Annotated in this window: 15 protein-coding genes; 8 read left to right on the top strand and 7 right to left on the bottom strand. The window is 69.1% G+C overall.

Features of this window, described 5'->3' with window-relative positions; genetic code table 11:
• Positions 1-141 precede the first annotated feature (141 nt).
• The 5 genes from AC07FA_RS18990 (at position 142) to AC07FA_RS18970 (ending at position 8,783) form a co-directional block, all read left to right on the top strand.
• Positions 142-1,407, top strand: coding sequence for a CDP-alcohol phosphatidyltransferase family protein (locus AC07FA_RS18990; RefSeq protein WP_479076809.1), 1,266 nt, complete (start codon positions 142-144; stop codon positions 1,405-1,407).
• A complete protein-coding gene (locus tag AC07FA_RS18985; RefSeq protein ID WP_479076807.1) occupies positions 1,404-5,882 on the top strand; it encodes a bifunctional glycosyltransferase/CDP-glycerol:glycerophosphate glycerophosphotransferase in 4,479 nt (1,492 codons plus the stop codon). Before AC07FA_RS18990 ends, AC07FA_RS18985 begins: the two co-directional genes overlap by 4 nt.
• Positions 5,872-6,681, top strand: coding sequence for a rhamnogalacturonan acetylesterase (locus tag AC07FA_RS18980; RefSeq protein ID WP_479076805.1), 810 nt, complete (start codon positions 5,872-5,874; stop codon positions 6,679-6,681). The genes AC07FA_RS18985 and AC07FA_RS18980 overlap by 11 nt, the downstream gene beginning before the upstream one ends.
• On the top strand, positions 6,678-7,418 hold the full coding sequence (locus AC07FA_RS18975; protein ID WP_479076803.1) for an Ig-like domain-containing protein: 741 nt from the start codon (positions 6,678-6,680) through the stop codon (positions 7,416-7,418). Before AC07FA_RS18980 ends, AC07FA_RS18975 begins: the two co-directional genes overlap by 4 nt.
• A gap of 222 nt (positions 7,419-7,640) precedes the next feature.
• A complete protein-coding gene (locus AC07FA_RS18970; protein WP_479076802.1) occupies positions 7,641-8,783 on the top strand; it encodes a phosphodiester glycosidase family protein in 1,143 nt (380 codons plus the stop codon).
• 51 nt (positions 8,784-8,834) lie between these two features.
• Here AC07FA_RS18970 and AC07FA_RS18965 read toward each other — a convergent pair whose 3' ends face one another.
• The 5 genes from AC07FA_RS18965 to AC07FA_RS18945 all read right to left on the bottom strand — a co-directional run bounded on the left by AC07FA_RS18965 (position 8,835) and on the right by AC07FA_RS18945 (position 15,434).
• Positions 8,835-10,964, bottom strand: coding sequence for a 3-hydroxyacyl-CoA dehydrogenase NAD-binding domain-containing protein (locus AC07FA_RS18965; RefSeq protein ID WP_479076801.1), 2,130 nt, complete (start codon positions 10,962-10,964; stop codon positions 8,835-8,837).
• A complete protein-coding gene (locus tag AC07FA_RS18960) occupies positions 10,961-12,181 on the bottom strand; it encodes a thiolase family protein (RefSeq protein ID WP_351180318.1) in 1,221 nt (406 codons plus the stop codon). Before AC07FA_RS18960 ends, AC07FA_RS18965 begins: the two co-directional genes overlap by 4 nt.
• Before the next feature lie 328 nt (positions 12,182-12,509).
• Positions 12,510-13,784, bottom strand: coding sequence for an HRDC domain-containing protein (locus AC07FA_RS18955; RefSeq protein WP_479076799.1), 1,275 nt, complete (start codon positions 13,782-13,784; stop codon positions 12,510-12,512).
• A 119-nt stretch (positions 13,785-13,903) separates the two neighbouring features.
• Positions 13,904-14,566, bottom strand: coding sequence for a response regulator transcription factor (locus AC07FA_RS18950; RefSeq protein WP_185297704.1), 663 nt, complete (start codon positions 14,564-14,566; stop codon positions 13,904-13,906).
• A 208-nt stretch (positions 14,567-14,774) separates the two neighbouring features.
• The gene (locus AC07FA_RS18945) at positions 14,775-15,434 is read right to left on the bottom strand and encodes a DUF3000 domain-containing protein (RefSeq protein ID WP_479076797.1); all 660 of its coding nucleotides are present in this window, start codon (positions 15,432-15,434) and stop codon (positions 14,775-14,777) included.
• 91 nt (positions 15,435-15,525) lie between these two features.
• Between AC07FA_RS18945 and hemE the strand changes: the two genes are divergently transcribed.
• Positions 15,526-16,599 (top strand): uroporphyrinogen decarboxylase, encoded by a 1,074-nt coding sequence (hemE, locus tag AC07FA_RS18940; RefSeq protein WP_479076795.1) that lies wholly within the window; start codon positions 15,526-15,528, stop codon positions 16,597-16,599.
• A gap of 15 nt (positions 16,600-16,614) precedes the next feature.
• Here the strand turns inward: hemE and AC07FA_RS18935 are convergent, their stop codons facing one another.
• Positions 16,615-17,997 carry an FAD-dependent oxidoreductase gene (locus AC07FA_RS18935; protein WP_479076794.1) on the bottom strand — a complete coding sequence of 461 codons (1,383 nt, stop codon included), beginning with the start codon at positions 17,995-17,997 and terminating at the stop codon, positions 16,615-16,617.
• 79 nt (positions 17,998-18,076) lie between these two features.
• Entirely contained in the window at positions 18,077-19,036 is a 960-nt protein-coding gene (locus AC07FA_RS18930) for a DUF4349 domain-containing protein (RefSeq protein ID WP_479076792.1), read from the bottom strand.
• A gap of 125 nt (positions 19,037-19,161) precedes the next feature.
• On the opposite strand from AC07FA_RS18930, the gene hemG reads away from it, so the two are divergent.
• Positions 19,162-20,637 (top strand): protoporphyrinogen oxidase, encoded by a 1,476-nt coding sequence (gene hemG, locus AC07FA_RS18925; protein ID WP_479076790.1) that lies wholly within the window; start codon positions 19,162-19,164, stop codon positions 20,635-20,637.
• Positions 20,638-20,641: 4 nt separating this feature from the next.
• Entirely contained in the window at positions 20,642-21,370 is a 729-nt protein-coding gene (hemQ, locus tag AC07FA_RS18920) for a hydrogen peroxide-dependent heme synthase (protein WP_479076788.1), read from the top strand.
• Positions 21,371-21,599 lie beyond the last annotated feature (229 nt).

Here is a 21,599-nt window from a genome sequence, read left to right as displayed (position 1 = left end):
TCTCGAACAGTTCAGTTCTTGATAAAGTCTGTGAATCTTTCATGTGAAGGACCGGGGGGTACCTCGTGAACATGGAGGCGCCTCGTTTCTGCCCATGCATGCACGAGGGCTGTTTGCTGGTGTTCTCGTGACTGAGGGGTTATGGCCAAGCTGTCCCTGCGTGCCGTCCAGAAGCTGACATGCAAGAAGCGTGACGCCTGGTGGACGGTGGTCCTGGTCGACCCCGTCGCGACCCGCATGCTGATCGTCATGGCGCGGTTCGGTTTCATCACACCCAACCGGGTCACGTGGGCCGCACTGTTCGTGGGACTCGGCTCCGCCGGGTTCTTCCTCAAGGGCGACATGCTGTCCCTTGCCATCGGCGCGGCGCTGTACCACCTGAGCTTCATCCTCGACTGCATCGACGGAAAGCTCGCGCGGCTGAAGGGCAACGGCACCGTTTTCGGTGGGTGGCTCGACTACGTCTTCGACCGCATCCGTGTGCTGTTCTGCGCTCTCGCCCTGATGGGCGGTCAGTACCTGCGCGGCGGCGACGAGCGCTACCTCCTCGCCGCGTTGATGGTCGTCTTCCTCGACATGCTCCGCTACGTCGACGCGCTGCAGATCTACAAGATGCGCATGTCGATGCGCGCGAAGATCGAGAAGGTGACGCGCGAGAAGCTGGAGGCCGAACGGGCGGCGGCCATCGAAGCGGCGGCGGGCCACCTGCACGCCGGGCCGCAGGAGCCGCAGATCCAGTTCATGGAGGATCTGCTCCGCGAGAACCCCGAGGCCGAGGCGGAGACGCTCAAGGAACAGGCCTCGGCGAGTCACGTCGTGGACCTGCACGCACAGTTCCGCCACCGCTTCCCCTGGTACCAGCGGGTACGGCACGCGATGCTGCGCAGTCGCATCAGACCGCACCTCATCAGCGGCATCGAGTTCCAGATGTTCATCTTCATCATCGGGCCGCTGATCGGCCAGATCCTGATGACGACGCTGGTCTCCGCAGTGCTGCTGGGGATCTTCGAGCTGATCATCATGTACAAGTTCTGGCTCTCCACCCGCGACTTCACCGCGGTCATGGCCGACCTGAGCACGGCCCCTTCCACGGCCGGCACGATCGCCCCCCATCTGCATCGGGGCCGTCACCGCCGCGGTGTCGAGGAAGGCCTGCTCGACGCGGAGCGCCTGCTGGACGCGCAGCCCGACGAGGACCCGGGCTTCCAGCCCTACCCCCAGCCGTACACGGCCTACACACCGAACGAGCAGTACGCGTACAACGAGGCGTGGCCCGCTGCGGGAACGTATCAGCAGGCAGGTCGCGCCTACGGTTATCCGGATCAGGGTGAGCGGCTGTACGCCGCCCCCCACGCCCCCCTGCCGGAGCAGAGCGGATATCCGGGCGACCGAGAAGGCAATCGATGAGGCACGAACAGGACACCCCTGACGTATGGGTGACGGTCGTCATCCCCGCGTACAACGCGGCGACGACCATCGGCAAGGCTCTCCAGTCCGCCGTCAACCAGACGTACGAACTGGTCGAGGTCGTCATCGTCGACGACGCCTCGACGGACAACACTCTGGACGTCGTCGCGAGCTTCGCAGGCGGCAACGGCCGTGTGCGGGTGCTGCGCCGTTCCACCAACAGCGGGGGTGTCGGGGCGCCCCGCAACATGGGCATAGCCCAGGCCGCCGGCCGTTACGTGATGTTCCTGGACGCCGACGACGAACTGCCTCCACGCGCCTGCGAGCTGCTGCTGGCCAGCGCCCTGGAGACCGGGAGCGACATCACCGCCGGCCGGGCGATCAGGGTCAACCGCGCCACCAACGAGACCGAGGGCTGGGCGCCGGAGGTGTACGCCATGAGGCGCACCGTTCCCGGTCTCGTCGAGTTCCCGCTGATGCTCACCGACCCCATCGCCGCGGCGAAGCTGTACCGCGTCGACTTCCTTCGCGACGGCGGGGTGTGGTTCCCGGAAGGCGTGTTCTACGAGGACACCTACTTCTCGACCGTGGCCGGCTGCCTCGCCGACGGGATCACCGTCATCACGGACCCCGTGTACCGCTGGATGTGGGAGCCCGACGGCGGCTCGATCACCGGCCGCACCGGGGAACTGCGCAGCATCACGGACCGGGTCGCCGTGCACCGTGCCACCGACGCCTTCCTCCTCGACCGGGGGCTCTGGACGCTCAAGGTCCGCAAGGACTCGAAGTTCCTCGCGCACGACCTGCGGCTGTACATGCGCGCACTGTCGGAGGGCGACGCGGAGTTTCAGCAGGGCTTCGCCCAGATCGCGAGCAACTACCTCTTCTCCATCAGCGACGAGGCCTTCGAACTGTGCGACCCGGTCGACCGGGTGCGTGCCTTCCTCCTCATGTACCAGGAGATCGAGGCGGCGCTCACGACACTCGACTACGCACAGCGCAAGAGTGTGCTGTCGTCCTTCCTCGTCGAGGAGGACGGACGCGTCTACTGGTCCGGCGACCATCTGCATCTGCCGGACGCCCGGCGCATGCTTGACGTGACAGAGCTCGGGCTGTCGGCCGCGAACCTCTCCCAGGTTCCGCTCTTCGCCCAGCTCGACCGCTGGTCCGTCACGGGTGTGAAGCTCCGGTTCGAAGGCCGGCTGGTCAATCGGTTCGGGCGGATCGAGGCGGGCGACGACCTCAAGCTCTCCCTGGTCGTACGCAATCGGCACACCAAGCACGACATCACGGTGCCCATAACCGGCACGGAGGCCGACGAACGGTTCGTGAGCTTCAGCGGCCAGGCGAACCTGGAGTCGGTGCTCGGCCCGGACTTCTCGGACAGCACGGTCTGGAACGTCTCCGTCATCGTCGAGTGGAAGCGCACCCGCTCCCGGTCGCCGCTGAACGTACGTGACATCGACCTCTCCGGCTTCACCTTCCGGTCCGAGGGCGAGGACCTGGAGGGGTACCGCACCGTCAGCGGAAATCTCGCTCTGCGGTGTGCCGCGGACGGCCGCAAGTCGTTCGACGCCGAGCAGAGCGACCCGACCGCACCCTGGATGTGGTGGCGGGACAAGATCTCCGCGCCACTGCCGTACGCGCCCGGACAGTACGACCTCGCGGTGGTCGTTCCCTGCTACAACGTCGAGAAGTACCTGGACGACTGCCTTGGCTCGGTCGCCGCTCAGCGCGGTTTCGCGGCGACTCAGGTGATCCTCGTCGACGACGGCGCCACGGACGATACGCCGCGCATGCTCGACCACTTCGCCCAGTTCTACGCCAACGTCGTCGTCGTCCACCAGCAGAACGGCGGCCTGGGCAACGCCCGCAACAACGGCCTCGCCCATGTGACGGCGCCCTATGTGACGTTCCTGGATTCCGACGACATCCTCGGTGAGGACGCGCTGTGGGAGATGCTCCAGGCGGCCCGCCGGGACGCGTCCGATGTCGTCGTCGGGGACCTGGTGAACTTCCCCGACCGCCCGTACGGCCCGTGGAAGCAGTATTTCGGGGCCGGTGACCGTCTTGTCCGGGACTTCTCCGAGGTTCCGGACCTGATTTTCAGCGGTTCGGCGTGCAACAAGCTCTTCAGTACCCGGTTGCTCCGTGACGAGGGTCTGCGCTTCGGGGAGGGCGTCCACTTCGAGGACGCGTGGCTGACCCTTCCCGCCATGCTCCGGTCTCGTGCCATCAGCATCGTCGACCGGCCCGTCTACTACTACCGGGGCCGCCCCGACGGTTCGTCCATCATGGACTCGCTGTGGAGCAAGCCGGCGAACTACTGGGACCACCTGAAGCTCAATCACTTCCTTCTGAACGTTTCCGCGAAAGAGTCGCCGGAAATCCGCAGAATGTTCCACAGGTATGTGACCCGAACCTATAAGGGTTTCCTCTGCAACGCTCGGAACATGATGGGGAGGACGCAGCTCAGGGAGATATTTCCGGGTCTTCAGTCGCACTATGCGGAAATTCCCGATGATGTCATCGATGAGTTCGTCACCAATCCCACCCAGCAGCTGGACCACTACGCTGCAAAGACAGGGAACTTCGCGCTCTTCGCCGCCCCGGAGGACGTTCTCGAAAATTCCCCGCTTGCCGTCCAGATAGATGACGAAGGATTCTTCCGCACATTCGGAAGACCGGTGCACCAGTCGAGCTCGGCTCGTGTGAACGACCCCAACGTCGTGGTGGAGTCCGTCCGGTCGCGCGGGTCCGTCCTTGTGGTCGAGGGCTGCATGTCCTTCCCGGGGATGAACATCGACTCGAAGTTCGTCAATCGTCTGGAATTCGTTCACCAGACGCGGGCGGAAAAGATCGTCGTCCCGCTGCGTCAGATCTATCGCCGGGACCTCAATAATGCCAGGAACGGGCGGGACGTCTACGCCGGGTGGTATGCCGAGATCCCGGTGAGCGAACTCGTCACCGGGGGATTCAAGGCCGGTGACTTCCGGCTGCGTGTGCATTCTCCTGATGGTGCGCGCCACCGTAACGTGGTCATGAAGGCGCGCCTTCCGCTGCACCGGCTCAAGGGTATGGGCGAAGTCGGCCGATACCAGTACATGATGACAATCGGTGACGGCGACTCTCTGCACTTCAGATTGATCAACCGTACTGTCGGGGCGCGGCTGAAGCAGACTTTCTGGCGGACCGCACGCGAACTCCGCATCATGAAGAGGCGTAACCCCGGCTGGCGCATGAGGCTGGCCTACTGGCTCACGTACCCCCTGTTGCATTCTCGCGAGATATGGCTCATCGGGGAGCGCTCCGACACTGCCCAGGACAACTCGTACCACTTCTTCAAGTGGGTCAGGCAGAACCGGAAGCGACGTAAGGCCTATTACGTCATCGACGGTGACTCCGCCGACTACGCGAAGGTGAGCCCCTACGGGAACATCCTGAAGCTGGGCTCATGGAAGCACCGCATGTACCTGCTCCATGCGACCAAGCTGATCGGGGCGTACGACTCCGAGTCCTACCTGGTTCCGCAGGGGTACCGGAAGGCGCTCTATCTGCACCGGTTCGGCGAGCTGATCCGGTATCAGCGGATCTTCCTGCAGCACGGGATCACGTACAACGACGTGACCAGTGGTGCGTCGCAGTGGGTCACCAGTTACGACATGATCATCACTGGTGGACGGCAGGAGCGTGACTTCTTCGCGGAGGAGGCGGGATACGGTCCGCGCGCGGTGCTGGCCGGTTTCACCCGGTTCGACGCCCTGCGCAAGGAACAGAGGGAACGCCCTCGCATCCTTCTCATGCCCACCTGGCGCCAGTGGATCGTCACGGCCTCCTACAAGAAGTCGGCAGGACCGGCGAAGACCTCCTTCACGCAGTCCGAGTACTTCCGCTTCTACCGTGCGCTGCTGTCGGACCCCCGGTTGACTCAGGCGTTGGAACACTTCGGTGTGGACCTCGAGTTCTTCCCGCACTACGAGATCCGTCCGTACCTGCACCACTTCCAGCTCGACTCGCCGTCCATCATCGTCGCCGACCCGAAGTCGCGGAATGTTCAGCAGGCCATGAAGGAATGCGCGTTGATGGTGACCGACTATTCATCGGTCTTCTTCGACGTCGCGTACATGGACACCCCGATCGTGTACGTCCCCTTTGACGAGGAGGACTTCTACGGTCGTCACTACAAGCGGGGCTATTTCAACCTTTCGACGGACGGGTTCGGTCCGGTCTGCCGCACGGTGGACGAGGCCGTGACCGAGATCATCACCTCGATCATGGACCGTTTCGTCGTTCAGTCGCCCTACCGTGAGCGGGCCGAGAACTTCTTCGCCCACCGCGATGACCGGAACTGCGAGCGGGTCTACGAGGCGATCGACGGGCTGGGTGCCGGCGGAGCGAGTTCGCTCGGGCCTGAAGGTCCTGTGGTTCCGGAACATGTGAGGCAGACGGAGGGGGTGTGGGAAAGTGCTGCCTGAGCACCGGCCGAACAGCGCTCCCACGTGCCGGATCTTCATCGCCGGCGATTCGACCGCGGTCGCGCGAGAAAAGAGCCGAGCGCCGATGACGGGCTGGGGGCAGGTTCTTCCGCTCTTCTTCACCCGTGAGGCGGAAATCGTGAACTGTGCCCGCGCGGGTGCCAGTTCCCGTACGTTCATCGAACGTGGCCGGCTCGCCTGGATCGTGGAGAACATCAGGCCGGGCGACTACCTGCTCATCTCGTTCGGAATCAACGACGCCAAGCCCGAAAAATGGCTGAGAACAGAGGCGTTCGGCGACTTCCGGGCCGACCTGCGCGGCTTCGTGGAGGCTGCTCGGTCGCGCAACGCGCATCCCGTTCTGGTGAGCACGCACGAACGCGACACGCATGACGCACACGGCAATCTCTCACGCGAGCACGTGGAATACGCCATGGCAATGAGCGATGTTGCGGTGGAGACCAGTACGCCCTATATCGATCTGTACGGCCAGAGCCTGTCGTGGTGGACCGATCTGGGCGAGCAGAACACGCGCTCCTTCTTCGTCCACCTTCAGCCGGGTGAGCACCCGAACTATCCCGAGGGCTTCGACGACCCGGGGCACCTGGTTCCGGCCGGGGCCATCGCCTGCGCACGTTTCGTCGCCTACTCCCTCGTGGCGCAGCAGATCGTTCCGCAGCACTGGGCCGTGAACCTCGACCGGCAGGACTTCCCGCCGGACGCGGTGACGTGGCCCGACGACGAGACACACGCCGCCATCACCCGGGCACGTACGTCCGGTGCGGGGACGGAGCTGTGAGCGACGCCCCGTGCACCTACCCGATCGCCCGCCTGAGAAGTATCCAGCAGGACAATCCGGCGATCGTCTGCACGGTCGAGCTCTACGCGGACAAGGACCCGGCCCTGCCGCTGCGGCCGGGCGACACGGTCGAATTCGAGTTGAAGGTCATTCCCGAGGGGCCTGGGTTCCGCTACTACGGCTATCTGATGGTCGATTCGTTCGACGGAGCCGCGGTTGTGGAACGGGCGGCCGGTATGAGCCTCCTCGCCGTGGGCGACCGCTATGCGACCTCCACCGTCACGGGAGAGGAAAGAACCGCCAGGATCGCGCTGACCGTCCATGAGCACGTGGCCCCGGACGCCTTTCTCGTCCCCAGGCTGCGAGCGGGAATCATCTCCGACGGCGGCAGCAGCCTCACCTCGAGCACCCGCTCGATCAAGCAACTCGGCTATCGCATCGCTCCCTTCCCTCCCCAGGGCAGAAAGCTCGTGGTGCCACCGGGGTACCGGGGCGCGCTCAACGGGCTCACCGATGGTCTGGGCGAGGGAGCCGAGCTCGTCGGCGTCGGTCCGGCCCGCTGCGGTGAGACCGGCGTCGCCCCGGACGGCCTGGTGACGTACAGCCCGTTCGCCGGATTCACGGGCTACGACGCGTTCGACTATGTGCTGGCCGACGCGGCGGGCCGGCTCATGCGTACCCAGGTCACCGTGTTCGTCGGGGACCTGGGCGCGACCCCCGGCGTCATCGCGGGCTGACGCCGCAGGTGGTCGCGCGCCCGTTCACGGGCCGAGTCGTTCAGTGTGATCGGAGAGGGCGGTATGGGGCGGGCACGTCACTGGGTGTGTGCCCTGACCGTCGGGATCTCGGTCGTGGCGTGCGGCCCGGGTCACGGGCCGGGCGGGGCCCACGGCCCGGCCCCCGCCGACCGGTCGGCCGGGCCACGGACGGACACACCCCCACCGTCCCCGCCGCCCGGAGTGGAACTCAAGCAGTCCACCTACCGGTTGACCGATGGAAACCCGGTCCGGGTCAGCACGATCGCCGTGTCGCCGGGTGCACCGGTCACGGTGAAGGGCGTGCACGGTGCGAGCCTGGCCGTGCCCGAGACGGTCCGGGAGATGGCGGACCGGGCCGGTGCGTGGGCCGCGGTGAACGGTTCCTTCTTCGACATCCGCAGCGGGCCGTCCTTCAGCGGATTCGAAGGGGACCCGCTCGGTGCGTACGCGACCGGAGGCAGCCTGTTGAGCGAGGCGGCCCGGGGAGGAACCGCCCTCATCCTCGGCGGTCCCGCAGTGCGGCCGCGTATCGATGAACTCACGACGTCTTCGTCCCTGGTGGCGTCCGACGGCGCGCACCGCGTGCTGGACGGGATCAACCGGGCACCGGGGCGGATCGTGGGCTGCGGGGGCACCGGCGGCGACGTGCTCGTCCGCACCGGGGAACCGGTCTCCGGGCCCGTTCACAACCAGCTGTGCGTGGATCCGGACGAGATCGTGGATATGAGAGCCGTCTGGGGCGATGTCTCACCGGAGGGCGGTGAGGGCAGCGCGGAGGCCGTGCTCGACAGCACCGGAAGGGTGACGGAACTACGGGTTCCGGCAGGGGGCCGGATACCGCCGGGAGGCCGGACCTTGTCCGGGATCGGCGAAGGCGCGGCGTGGCTCACGTCCCATGCCCGCACAGGTGAGTCCGTCCAGGTGGCGTCCGCCACGTACGACAGCACGGGGGCGCGGGTGGCCGGTCCCGAGACCTCGGTCATCGGCGCGGGGCCCGCGCTGGTCCGGAACGGGCGGACCTGGATCAACGTCGAGGCCAACGGATTCTCCCGTACGGCGATGACCGGGCGGGAACCCCGGACCGCGGCAGGCGTCACCGCTGACGGGACGCTTCTCCTGGTGACACTCGACGGCCGCAGGCCCGGCACCAGCGTCGGCGCGTCGCTTCAGGAGGCGGCGGACATCATGAGAGCGATGGGTGCGGTCGACGCCGTCAATCTGGACGGCGGAGGGTCGACGACCATGGTGGTCGAAGGCAGCGTATGGAACAGCCCGACGGAGACCGTGCGGGGCGAGCGGACCGAACGTGCGGTGGCCACCGCCCTGGCCGTGATCGGCGGTTGAGCTGTTTCCCGGCACTCCCGTGCCGGGAAACAGCTCGAACGGGGCCGGGTGTTACGCGGGAACGCTCGCCACGCCCGGTGCCAGGAACTTCTTGCCGTTGACGCGCTCGGAGATGCCCGCCCGGTCCAGGTACGGCGTGATGCCGCCCAGGTGGAAGGGCCAGCCCGCGCCGGTGATCAGGCAGAGGTCGATGTCCTGCGCCTCGGCGACGACACCCTCGTCCAGCATCAGGCCGATCTCCTGCGCCACCGCGTCCAGGACGCGGTCACGGGCCTGCTCCTCGGTCAGGACGACATCGCCCTGCTTCAGGAGTGCGGCGACCTCCGGGTCCAGCTCCGGCTTGCCGGATTCGTAGACGTAGAAGCCGCGCTTGCCGGCCTTGACGACCGCGGCCAGGTTCTCGGAGACGGTGAAGCGCTCCGGGAAGGCGCCGTTCAGGGTCTCGGAGACGTGGAGGCCGATGGCCGGTCCGACCAGCTCCAGGAGGACCAGCGGGGACATCGGCAGGCCGAGGGGCTCGACGGCCTTCTCGGCGACGGCGACCGGGGTGCCCTCGTCGATGACGTTCTGGATCTCGCCCATGAAGCGGGTCAGGATGCGGTTGACGACGAACGCCGGGGCGTCCTTCACCAGCACCGCGGTCTTCTTCAGCTTCCGCGCGACACCGAAGGCCGTGGCCAGCGAGGCGTCGTCGGTCTGCTCGCCACGGACGATCTCCAGCAGCGGCAGGATCGCGACCGGGTTGAAGAAGTGGAAGCCGACGACCCTCTCGGGGTTCTTCAGCTTCGACGCCATCTCGGTGACCGAGAGGGACGAGGTGTTGGTGGCGAGGATCGCGTGCGCCGGGGCGACCGCCTCGACCTCCGCGAACACCTGCTGCTTGACGCCGATCTCCTCGAAGACGGCCTCGATGATGAAGTCGGCGTCGGAGAAACCCTCCGCCTTGTCCAGCACACCGGAGACCAGGCCCTTGAGACGGTTGGCCTTGTCCTGGTTGATGCGGCCCTTGCCGAGCAGCTTCTCGATCTCGGCGTGGACATAGCCCACACCCTTGTCGACCCGCGCCTGGTCGATGTCCGTGAGGACGACCGGGACCTCCAGGCGGCGCAGGAAGAGCAGCGCCAGCTGCGAGGCCATCAGGCCCGCGCCGACGACGCCGACCTTGGTGACCGGACGGGCCAGCGACTTGTCCGGGGCACCGGCCGGGCGCTTGGCGCGCTTCTGGACCAGGTTGAAGGCGTAGATGCCGGAGCGCAGCTCGCCGCCCATGATCAGGTCCGCGAGGGCCTGGTCCTCGGCGTCGAAGCCGGCACTCAGGTCGCCGTCCTTGGCCGCGGCGATGATGTCCAGCGCGCGGTACGCGGCCGGGGCCGCCCCGTGCACCTTGGAGTCGGCGATGGCCCGGCCGCGGGCGACGGCCTGGTCCCAGGCGTCACCGCGGTCGACGTCGGGGCGCTCCACCGTGACCGTGCCGTTGAGCACGGACGCGGTCCAGATCAGCGACTGCTCCAGGAAGTCGGCGCCGTCGAAGAGCGCGTCGGCGATCCCGAGCTCGAAGACCTGCTTGCCCTTGAGCTGACGGTTCTGGTTCAGCGAGTTCTCGATGATCACCGAGACCGCGCGGTCGGCGCCGATCAGGTTGGGAAGCAGCGCGCAGCCGCCCCAGCCGGGAACCAGACCGAGGAAGACCTCGGGCAGCGAGAAGGCGGGGAGCGCCTTGGAGACGGTGCGGTACGAGCAGTGCAGACCGACCTCGACACCGCCGCCCATGGCAGCGCCGTTGTAGTACGCGAACGTCGGGACCGCGAGACCGGAGAGCCGGCGGAAGACGTCGTGGCCGCCCTTGCCGATGGCCAGCGCGTCCTTGTGCTCCTTCAGGAGCTCGACACCCTTGAGGTCGGCGCCGACCGCGAAGATGAACGGCTTGCCGGTGATGCCGATACCGGTGATCGCGCCGTCGGCGGCCTCCTTCTCGACCTGGTCGATGGCGGCGTTCAGGTTCGCCAGCGACTGCGGTCCGAAGGTGGTCGGCTTGGTGTGGTCCAGGCCGTTGTCCAGCGTGATCAGCGCGAACCTGCCGGCGCCCGCCGGGAGGTCGAGGTGGCGCACGTGGGCCTGGGTGACGACCTCGCCGGGGAACAGCTCGGCCGCACCCTTCAGAAGCTCAGTGGTGGAGCTCACTTGTTGCCTCCGTTGAAGTTCGGGTTCTCCCAGACGACCGTCGCGCCCATGCCGAAGCCGACGCACATCGTCGTCAGGCCGTAGCGGACCTCGGGCTGCTCCTCGAACTGGCGGGCCAGCTGCGTCATCAGACGGACGCCGGAGGAGGCCAGCGGGTGACCGTAGGCGATCGCGCCGCCGTACTGGTTCACGCGGGCGTCGTCGTCGGCGATGCCGTAGTGCTCCAGGAAGGCGAGCACCTGCACGGCGAACGCCTCGTTGATCTCGAAGAGACCGATGTCGGAGATGGAGAGGCCCGCCTTGGACAGGGCCTTCTCGGTCGCCGGGATCGGGCCGTAGCCCATGACCTCGGGCTCGACGCCGGCGAAGGCGTACGAGACCAGGCGCATCTTGACGGGGAGGCCCAGCTCGCGGGCGACGTCCTCGGCGGCGAGCAGCGAGGCGGTGGCGCCGTCGTTGAGACCCGCGGCGTTACCGGCCGTCACACGGCCGTGGGCGCGGAACGGGGTCTTCAGACCGGCCAGGGACTCCATCGTGGTGCCCGGACGCATCGGCTCGTCGGCGGTGACCAGGCCCCAGCCCGTCTCACCGGCCTCGGCGTTGGTGCGGCGCACGGAGACCGGCACCAGGTCCTGCTGGATCTTGCCGTTGGCGTACGCCTTGGCGGCCTTCTCCTGCGAGCGGACCGCGTACTCGTCGGCGCGCTGCTTGGTGATCGTGGGGTACCGGTCGTGCAGGTTCTCCGCGGTCATGCCCATGAACAGGGCGGACTCGTCGACCAGCTTCTCCGATACGAAGCGCGGGTTCGGGTCCACGCCCTCACCCATCGGGTGGCGGCCCATGTGCTCGACACCACCGGCGACGACGACGTCGTACGCGCCGAAGGCGATGGAACCGGCCGTCGCGGTGACGGCGGTCAGCGCGCCCGCGCACATGCGGTCGATCGAGTAACCGGGGACGGACTGCGGCAGACCGGCCAGGATTCCGGCGGTGCGGCCCAGCGTCAGGCCCTGGTCGCCGATCTGCGTGGTCGCGGCGATGGCGACCTCGTCGATCTTCGCGGGGTCCAGATCCGGGTTGCGGCGCAGCAGCTCCCGGATGGCCTTCACGACGAGATCGTCGGCGCGGGTCTCGTGGTAGATGCCCTTCGGGCCCGCTTTGCCGAACGGGGTGCGGACGCCGTCGACGAAGACGACGTCCCGGATGGTACGAGGCACGGTGGCTCTCCTCCAGGGTGCGGGATGGCACTGCTGCGGGGCGCGCTCGGAAAAGCGCGCCGCCACCCTCATGCTACTTGCGGGTAACCAGACTGCCCACCCCCCACGACCGGAGCGGTGAACGTCACACGGGCAGACCTGCCGACAGTAACGCGCAGTGATCACTCGGGCTCGACGGCACCGGATGACACCCGAACCGCCCGGCTCCGTCAACCTGGCGCGAATTCGATCCTCCGCCACGGCCGCCGGACCGCTCCCGTGTCCGCCGCACCAGCAGAACACCCCCGGCCGGCCGGCCGGGGGTGTCGGTGTCCTGGGTGGGGCGGGATCAGGCGTCGGTGCTCAGGGCCCGGAACAGGAGCGGGGCGACCTGTTCGATCTGCCAGCGTCGCGCCCCGTAACCGGCGAGCGTGTCCTCCAGCGAGGACGGCGTCATGCTCTGCGGAGGCTCCCAGCAGACCCGGCGCACGGTGTCCGGCGTGATCAGGTTCTCCTGGGGCATGTTCAGCCGCTCGGCGAGCTCCGACACCGCGGCGCGGGCCGCCGACAGACGGGCCGCGGCCGCCGGGTCCTTGTCCGCCCAGGAGCGGGGCGGAGGCGGACCCGCGAGCTGCTGGCCCGGCTGCGGGAGCTCGGACTCCGGCAGCGCCCTGGCCCGGTCGATGGCCGCCTGCCACTGCTCCAGCTGACGGCGGCCCATGCGGTGGCCGAAGCCGGGCAGCGCCGTCAGGGCCTGGACGTTGAGCGGGAGCGCCAGCGCGGCTTCCACGATCGCGCCGTCACCGAGGACCTTGCCGGGCGAGATGTCACGGCGCTGCGCGACCTGGTCGCGGCTGTTCCACAGCTCCCGTACGACCGCCATCTGACGGCGGCGGCGCACCTTGTGCATACCGGACGTGCGGCGCCACGGGTCCTTGCGCGGGGGCGCGGGCGGCGCCGAGGCGATCGCCTCGAACTCCTCCTGCGCCCACTCCAGCTTGCCCTGCCGGTCCAGCTCCTCCTCCAGGGCGTCGCGCAGATCGATCAGCAGCTCGACGTCGAGAGCGGCGTAGCGCAGCCAGGGGTCGGGAAGGGGGCGGGTGGACCAGTCGACGGCGGAGTGCCCCTTCTCCAGCGCGTAACCCAGCACACTCTCCACCATCGCGCCGAGGCCGACGCGCGGGAAGCCCGCCAGCCGTCCGGCGAGCTCGGTGTCGAAGAGACCGGTGGGGATCATGCCTATTTCGCGCAGACAGGGAAGGTCCTGGGTCGCGGCGTGCAGAATCCACTCGCTGTCGGACAGCACCGTGCCGAGCTCCGACAGGTCGGGACAGCCGACCGGGTCGATGAGCGCACTGCCCGCGCCCTCGCGGCGCAGCTGGACGAGGTATGCGCGCTGGCCGTAGCGGTACCCGGAGGCACGCTCGGCGTCGACGGCCACGGGGCCGGTGCCCGCGGCGAAGGCGGAGATCACCTGGGCCAGGGCGTCGTCGGACGCCACCACCGGGGGAATGCCCTCGCGCGGTTCGAGCAAGGGGATCGGCGCCGGGGCGACGTCGTCCGGGGGAGCGCCCCCGGTGGTTCGCAGTGAAGTGTCTTCTGCGGTCTCTTGGGCGTCGGTCACATGTCAAGGGTATCTGTGTATGTACAGCGCCCGTCGACGGAATGATCCGTCGACGGGCGCTGATGCACGTATTCCAGCCGGGGCCGCATCCGTGCACGTGGCGGCCGGGGGAGTGGCGGTCAGTGGATGATGCCCGTCCGCAGGGCCACGGCGACCATTCCTGCGCGGTCTCCGGTGCCGAGCTTGCGGGCGATGCGGGCGAGATGGGACTTGACGGTCAGGGCGGAGAGGCCCATCGAGACGCCGATGGCCTTGTTGGACTGGCCTTCGGCGACCAGGCGGAGCACCTCCACCTCGCGGCCTGACAGTTCGCGGTAGCCGCCCGGGTGGCTCGGGGAACCGGGAGGCCGACGGTGCATACGGGCGGCATTGGCGCCGATCGGTGCGACGCCGGGGCGGGTGGGATGGCCGATGTTCGTGCGGGTGCCGGTGACGACATAGCCCTTCACGCCGCCCGCGAGGGCGTTGCGTACGGCACCGATGTCGTCGGCGGCGGAGAGGGCGAGGCCGTTGGGCCAGCCCGCGGCTCGGGTCTCGGACAGCAGGGTCAGCCCGGAACCATCGGGCAGGTGGACGTCGGCAACGCAGATGTCGCGCGGGTTGCCGATTCGGGGACGGGCCTCCGCGATGGACGACGCCTCGATGACGTCACGAACTCCGAGTGCCCACAGGTGCCGGGTGACGGTGGAACGGACACGGGGGTCGGCGACGACGACCATGGCCGTCGGCTTGTTCGGGCGGTAGGCGACCAGGCTTGCGGGCTGCTCGAGGAGAACGGACACCAGGCCTCCTGGGGAGTGGCGGGACGGGCCGGCTCAGGGATGAAGCCGGGGCGAACCGTGCTTGAAGGGTCATTGACCTCTTCGGCAGCAGACCCGTCCTCCTTTAGAGGAAGATCACGATTTGGTGAGTAACAATTCGGGCAAATAGGACGCGCGATCGATTGTACGAAAAGAGAGCCGGTGATTGTGCGATCAATGTGACGCAGTGTTACGAAACCTGGGGCCCCCGCCGCTGGGGCAGCGTCACCACCGTCGCGTCGGAGACGTCCGACGGCGGCAGCCCCGCGATCTGGCAGAGCAGATCGCCCCACGCCACCAGATGCGCCGCCGCGTCCGGAACCCCGCCGCGCCCCTCGCGCGGCGTCCAGGAGGCCCTGATCTCGATCTGGGTCGCGGGCCGGCGCGAGGAGAGCGCACCGAAGTAGTGCGATCCGGCGCGCGTCACGGTGCCGCCCGCCTCCCCGTACGACAGACCGCGCGCGTCCAGCGCACCGGTCAGCCAGGACCAGCACACCTCGGGCAGCAGCGGATCGGCCGCCATCTCCGGCTCCAGCTCCGCCCGTACGAGCGTCACCAGGCGGAAGGTGCCCTGCCACGCGTCGTGCCCGGACGGATCGTGAAGGAGTACGAGACGGCCGTCGGCGAGATCGTCCTCGCCGTCGACGACCGCCGCCTCCAGGGCGTACGCGTGCGGAGCGAGGCGCTGAGGCGGCCTCGTCGGCTCGACCTCGAGTTCGGGGCGGAGCCGCGCGGAGCGCAACGCGTCGACCGCCGACCGGAACGCGGGCGGGACGGATGCCTCCTCCGTACTCTCCTTGCTGTCAGCGCCATCGGAATGATCGGAATATTGTCCCTGAGCCGGAGCCATGCGGGGAAGAGTAGGCGGAACCGGAGCCTCGCGCAGGGAGGGACACCCGGGCGGCACAAGCTCCTTACGGCTTCGTGCGAAGATTCTTGGCGTGAGTGCCAACGAACGCCCCCTGGGCCAGCAGACGAAGTCATCCGCCACCCATGAGTCGGCGTTCCTCAAGGCGTGCCGGCGCGAACCGGTGCCGCACACCCCGGTCTGGTTCATGCGGCAGGCGGGGCGCTCACTTCCCGAGTACCTGAAGGTCCGCGAGGGCATCGCGATGCTCGACTCCTGCATGATGCCGGAGCTCGTCACCGAGATCACGCTCCAGCCCGTGCGCCGCCACAAGGTCGACGCCGCGATCTACTTCAGCGACATCGTCGTCCCCCTCAAGGCCATCGGCATCGACCTCGACATCAAGCCCGGCGTCGGCCCGGTGATCGCCGAGCCCATCCGTACGCGTGCCGACCTGGCCCGGCTGCGCGACCTCGCGCCCGAGGACGTCCCGTACGTCACCGAGGCCATCGGCATGCTCACCGCTGAACTCGGGTCAACTCCGCTCATCGGTTTCGCCGGAGCGCCGTTCACTCTCGCGAGCTACCTCGTCGAGGGCGGCCCGTCCCGCAGCCACGAGCGCACCAAGGCGATGATGTACGGCGACCCGGAACTCTGGGCCGACCTGCTCGACCGCCTCGCGGAGATCACCGGCGCCTTCCTGAAGGTCCAGATCGAGGCGGGCGCCTCGGCGGTCCAGCTCTTCGACTCCTGGGTGGGCGCCCTCGCCCCGGCCGACTACCGGCGCTCGGTGCTGCCGGCCTCCGCGAAGGTCTTCGACGCCGTCGCCCCGTACGGCGTCCCGCGCATCCACTTCGGTGTCGGCACCGGTGAGCTCCTCGGGCTGATGGGCGAGGCCGGCGCGGATGTCGTCGGTGTCGACTGGCGGGTCCCGATGGACGAGGCCGCGCGCCGCGTCGGCCCGGGCAAGGCGCTTCAGGGCAACCTCGACCCCGCGGTCCTGTTCGCCCCGACCGCGGCGGTGGAGCAGAAGACCCGCGAGGTGCTGGACGCCGCCGCCGGCCTGGAGGGCCACATCTTCAACCTGGGCCACGGCGTGATGCCGACGATGGACCCGGACGCGCTGACCCGGCTCGTGGAGTACGTGCACACGCAGACGGCGCGCTAGACCGTGTCCGGTACGTCAGGCGGTGCCCGCCTGACGTACCGCCGCGTTCGCCTTGCGGGCCGCCACCAGGACCGGGTCCCAGACCGGTGAGAACGGCGGGGCGTAGCCGAGGTCGAGCGCCGTCATCTGGTCCACGCTCATCCGCGCGGTGAGCGCCACCGCCGCGATGTCCACGCGCTTCGCCGCCCCCTCACGGCCCACGATTTGCACGCCGAGCAGCCGGCCCGTGCGGTACTCCGCGAGCATCTTCACCGTCATCGGCCGCGCCCCCGGGTAGTAACCGGCCCGGCCGGTCGACTCGATCGTCGCCGTGACGAACCGCAGCCCGACCGCCTTCGCGTCCTTCTCGCGCAGCCCGGTCCTGGCGATCTCCAGGTCGCAGACCTTGCTCACCGCCGTACCGACGACTCCGGGGAACGTCCCGTAGCCGCCGCCCACGTTCGCCCCGATGACCTGGCCGTGCTTGTTGGCGTGGGTGCCGAGCGCGACGTGCCGGAGCCGGCCCGAGACCAGGTCAAGGACCTCGACGCAGTCGCCGCCCGCCCAGATGTTCTCGTGACCCGTGACGCGCATCGACGGGTCCGTCAGCAGGCCGCCGTGCGCCCCGAGCGGAAGCCCCGCAGCGCGGGCCAGCGTCGTCTCCGGCGTGACGCCGATGCCGAGGACCACCACATCGGCCGGATAGGTCTCCGCGTCCGTGGCGACGCCCGTGACCCGGCCGTCGGGGCCGGTGAGGATCTCGGTGACCGCCGCACCGCCCACCGTCGTGATGCCCAGGCCGTCCATCGCCTCGTGCACGAGGCGGCCCATGTCGGGGTCGAGCGTCGCCATCGGCTGCGCCCCGCGGTTGAGCACGGTGACCTCGAAGCCGCGCTTCAGCATCGCCTCCGCCATCTCGACGCCGATGTAGCCCGCGCCGACGACGACCGCACGCCGCCCCGGCGCCCGGTCCAGGGAGTCCAGCAGCGCCTGCCCGTCGTCCAGGGTCTGCACCCCGTGCACCCCGGCGGCGTCCATCCCCGGCAGCTCAGGGCGCACCGGGCGGGCGCCCGTCGCGATCACCAGCTTGTCGAAGCCCGTCCAGGACGTCTCGCCGCTGTCCCGGTCCACGCTGCGCACCCGCTGTCCGGCAACGTCGATCTCCGTCACCTCGGTGCGCATCCGCAGATCGATGGCGCGGGCCCGGTGCTCCTCGGGCGTACGGGCGACGAGGTCGTCCCGCTGCTCGACGTCGCCGCCCACCCAGTACGGGATGCCGCAGGCGGAGTACGAGGTGAAATGGCTCCGTTCGAAGGCGACGATGCTCAGTTCGTCCGGCCCCTTGAACCTGCGGGCCTGCGACGCGGCGGACATGCCCGCCGCGTCGCCCCCGATGACGACCAGTCGCTCCGCTGCCATGCCGGGTCCCTTCGCCGCGATGTCCTGGGCCCACGCTACGGCGTCGTGCGGACTGCCGGGCCTGCGGCCCCGCTGTGCCTCAGTCTCCGGACGGGCCCGAATCCGGTGCCGCCGGGGCCTGCGGGGTGCGGCGACGCAGGCGGCGCCAGACCAGCAGGGCGATCACCGCCACCGCCAGGAACGGGGCCGACGCTCCGATCGCCATGGCGATCCAGCGCAGCATCGTCACGAACGCGTCCCAGCCGCCGCCCAGCGCGTCCAGGAAGCCCGGCTCGTCGTCGCCCGCCCCGGCCGCCGGGGAATCGGGCTCGACGAGGTCGAGCGTGATCGTCGCCAGGGAGGTGCGGTCCTTCAGACTGGCCTGCTGCGCGAGGAGCGACTCCAAAGTCGCCTGACGGGTGCTCAGTTCACCTTCCAGCGTGACCACGTCGGAGAGCTTCTCGGCCTGGTCCATCAGCTTGCGGACCCGGGTGACGCTCGCCCGCTGCGTGGCGATCCGGCTGTCGACGTCGACGACCTGCTCGGTGACGTCCTTCGCGTTCGACGTACGCGACAGCAGCTTCCCGGACCCCGCGAGGCTCCGCAGGACATCCCGGTACCGGTCCTCGGGCACACGCAGCACGAGGTGCGAGCTCTCGTGCTCGTCGTCGACCCGCTCCGTCGTCTCGTTCGACACGAGACCTCCGGCACCCTCCGTCGCCGCCCGGGCCGCGACGACCGCCTTCGGCACGTCCTTCACCTCGACGAACAGCGTGGCCGTGCGGATGACATGGGTGACGGCCCCCTTCGGCCTGTCGGGCTCCGCCCCACTCTTGGAGCCGTCGGCCTTGTACGCCGCCGAACCGGCACCCTCCCCCTTCGCATCCGCCTGCGCCAGGCTCTTCTCGGACACTCCCTCGTCGGAGCCGGCGCCGCACCCGCCGACGGCCAGCAGGGCGGCGAGCAGGCCGGCGGCCAGGGCCGCGGTCGTGCGACGGGTCCTTGGCCCGTGCGGTGGCAGTGCGTGTGGTCGGTCCGTGTGCCGTTCGGTGGTGTCCATAACCGGTCCCCCCAGGGTGGTGGTCGACGTTGCCGGTTCGACGTGAGGACCCCGGTGGGGGTTGCCGTCAGCGGTTTCGATGCGGTCACGGTCGGGACTCGGTACGGGTTTGAGAGAGTGGACCCATGCAGGGTTCTCATGAGCGCGTGAACACGCGCACGGGTCATGTCGTCGTCATCGGCGGTGGCATCGCCGGTCTGGCCGCCGCGCACCGGCTGCTCGCCACCGGGCTGCGGGTCACGCTCCTGGAGGCGACGGACCACGTCGGCGGCAAGCTCATGACGGGCGAGATCGCGGGGACGCGGGTCGATCTCGGCGCGGAGTCGATGCTCGCGCGCCGCCCCGAAGCGGTCGAGCTGGCCCGGGCCGTCGGGCTCGGCGACCGTCTCCAGCCGCCCGCCACCGCCACCGCATCGGTGTGGACCCGGAACGCACTGCGACCCATGCCCAAGGGCCACCTCATGGGCGTCCCGGGCGACCCGGCGGCGCTCAGCGGAGTGCTCTCCCCGGCGGGCCTCGCCCGGATCGCCGAGGAACGCGACCTGACCCCCACCGCCGTCGGCGACGACGTCGCGGTGGGTGCGTACGTGGCCGACCGGCTCGGCCGTGAGGTCGTCGACAGGCTCGTGGAGCCGCTGCTCGGCGGGGTGTACGCGGGCGACGCCTACCGGATCTCGATGCGGGCCGCCGTACCCCAGCTCTTCGAGGTGGTGAAGGAGGGCGGCTCGCTGCTCGACGGCGTACGGCGCGCCCAGGAGAGGGCCGCCGCCCGGCAGCGGTCGGGACCGGTCTTCCAGGGCATCGACGGCGGCATCGGCACCCTGCCCGACGCCGTCGCCGCCGCGGTACGCGCCGGCGGGGCCGAGATCCTCACCCGTACGCCCGTGCTCGGCCTGACCCGGACCGCCGCGGGCTGGGAGGTCCGTACCGGCACCCGGGTGATCACCGCCGACGGGATCGTCCTGGCCACCCCCGCCTGGTCCGCCTCCACGCTCCTGGCCGCCGAGTCCCCGGCCGCCTCCGCCGAACTGGCCGGGGTCGAGTACGCCTCGATGGCCCTGGTCACCATGGCGTTCCGGCGCTCCGACATCGCGGCGACCGAGGCGCTCCAGGGGCGCTCCGGCTTCCTCGTACCGCCGGTCGACGGCCGTACGATCAAGGCGTCCACCTTCTCCAGCCACAAGTGGCAGTGGGTGGCGGACTCCGCCCCCGACCTCTTCGTCCTGCGCACGTCCGTCGGCCGGTACGGCGAGGAGGACCATCTCCACCGCGAGGACACCGAGCTCGTCGACGTGTCCCTGCGCGATCTCGCCGACGCGACCGGACTCGCGGCGACGCCCGTCGACACCGAGGTGACCCGGTGGATCGGCGGCCTCCCGCAGTACCCCGTCGGCCACCTCTCCCGCGTCGCCCGCATCCGCGAGGAGGTCGCCAAGCTGCCGGGTCTCCGGGTCTGCGGAGCGGTGTACGACGGTGTCGGCATCCCCGCCTGCATCGCGAGCGCGCACCGTGCGGCTGACGAGATCGCCCGCGACATCACGGGAGAGATCATCGACACCCCACCCCTGGTTCAGGGCACGCGGAGCGAGGCGGGACAATAGCCGTATGAGTGCTGCTGAGACTGCGACATCAAGCAAGGCCCCGAACGCCGGCAAGAAGGCCAAGGACCTCAACGAGGTCATCCGCTACACCCTGTGGTCGGTCTTCAAGCTGCGCGACGTGCTGCCGCTGGACCGCGCCGGGTACGCCGACGAGGTCCAGGAGCTGTTCGACCAGCTCGCCGCGAAGGACATCACCGTGCGCGGCACGTACGACGTGTCCGGGCTGCGCGCCGACGCCGACCTCATGATCTGGTGGCACGCCGAGACCGCCGACGAGCTCCAGGAGGCGTACAACCTCTTCCGGCGCACCAAGCTGGGCCGCGCTCTGGAACCGGTCTGGTCGAACATGGCGCTGCACCGCCCCGCCGAGTTCAACAAGTCGCACATCCCGGCCTTCCTGGCCGACGAGACGCCGCGCAACTACATCAGCGTCTACCCCTTCGTGCGCTCCTACGACTGGTACCTGCTGCCGGACGAGGACCGTCGTCGCATGCTCGCGGACCACGGCAAGATGGCCCGCGGCTACCCGGACGTCCGCGCCAACACCGTCGCCTCCTTCTCCCTCGGCGACTACGAGTGGCTTCTCGCGTTCGAGGCCGACGAGCTGTACCGCATCGTCGACCTCATGCGTCACCTGCGCGCCTCCGAGGCGCGGATGCACGTCCGCGAAGAGGTCCCGTTCTACACAGGCCGTCGCAAGTCGGTCGCAGACCTGGTGGCCGGGCTCGCATAGCCAGCGATTCCCGACCACCCCAACCCGGAAGATCAGACGGCGGGCACCGGCATCACTCGCCCCGCCCGTCGTTCCAGCGACACCGGGTTCGGCTCCCGGTGGGGGGGGGGGGGGGGGGGGGGGGGGGGGGGGGGGGGGGGGGAGGGGGGGGGAGGGGGGGGGAGGGGGGGGGGGAGGGGAGAGGGGGGGCGGCTAGAGGGGGGGTGTACGGCCTTGTGCGGGTATGGTT

Source organism: Streptomyces sp. NPDC045968, from assembly GCF_056430475.1.
This window is presented reverse-complemented; position numbering and strand designations above follow the sequence as displayed.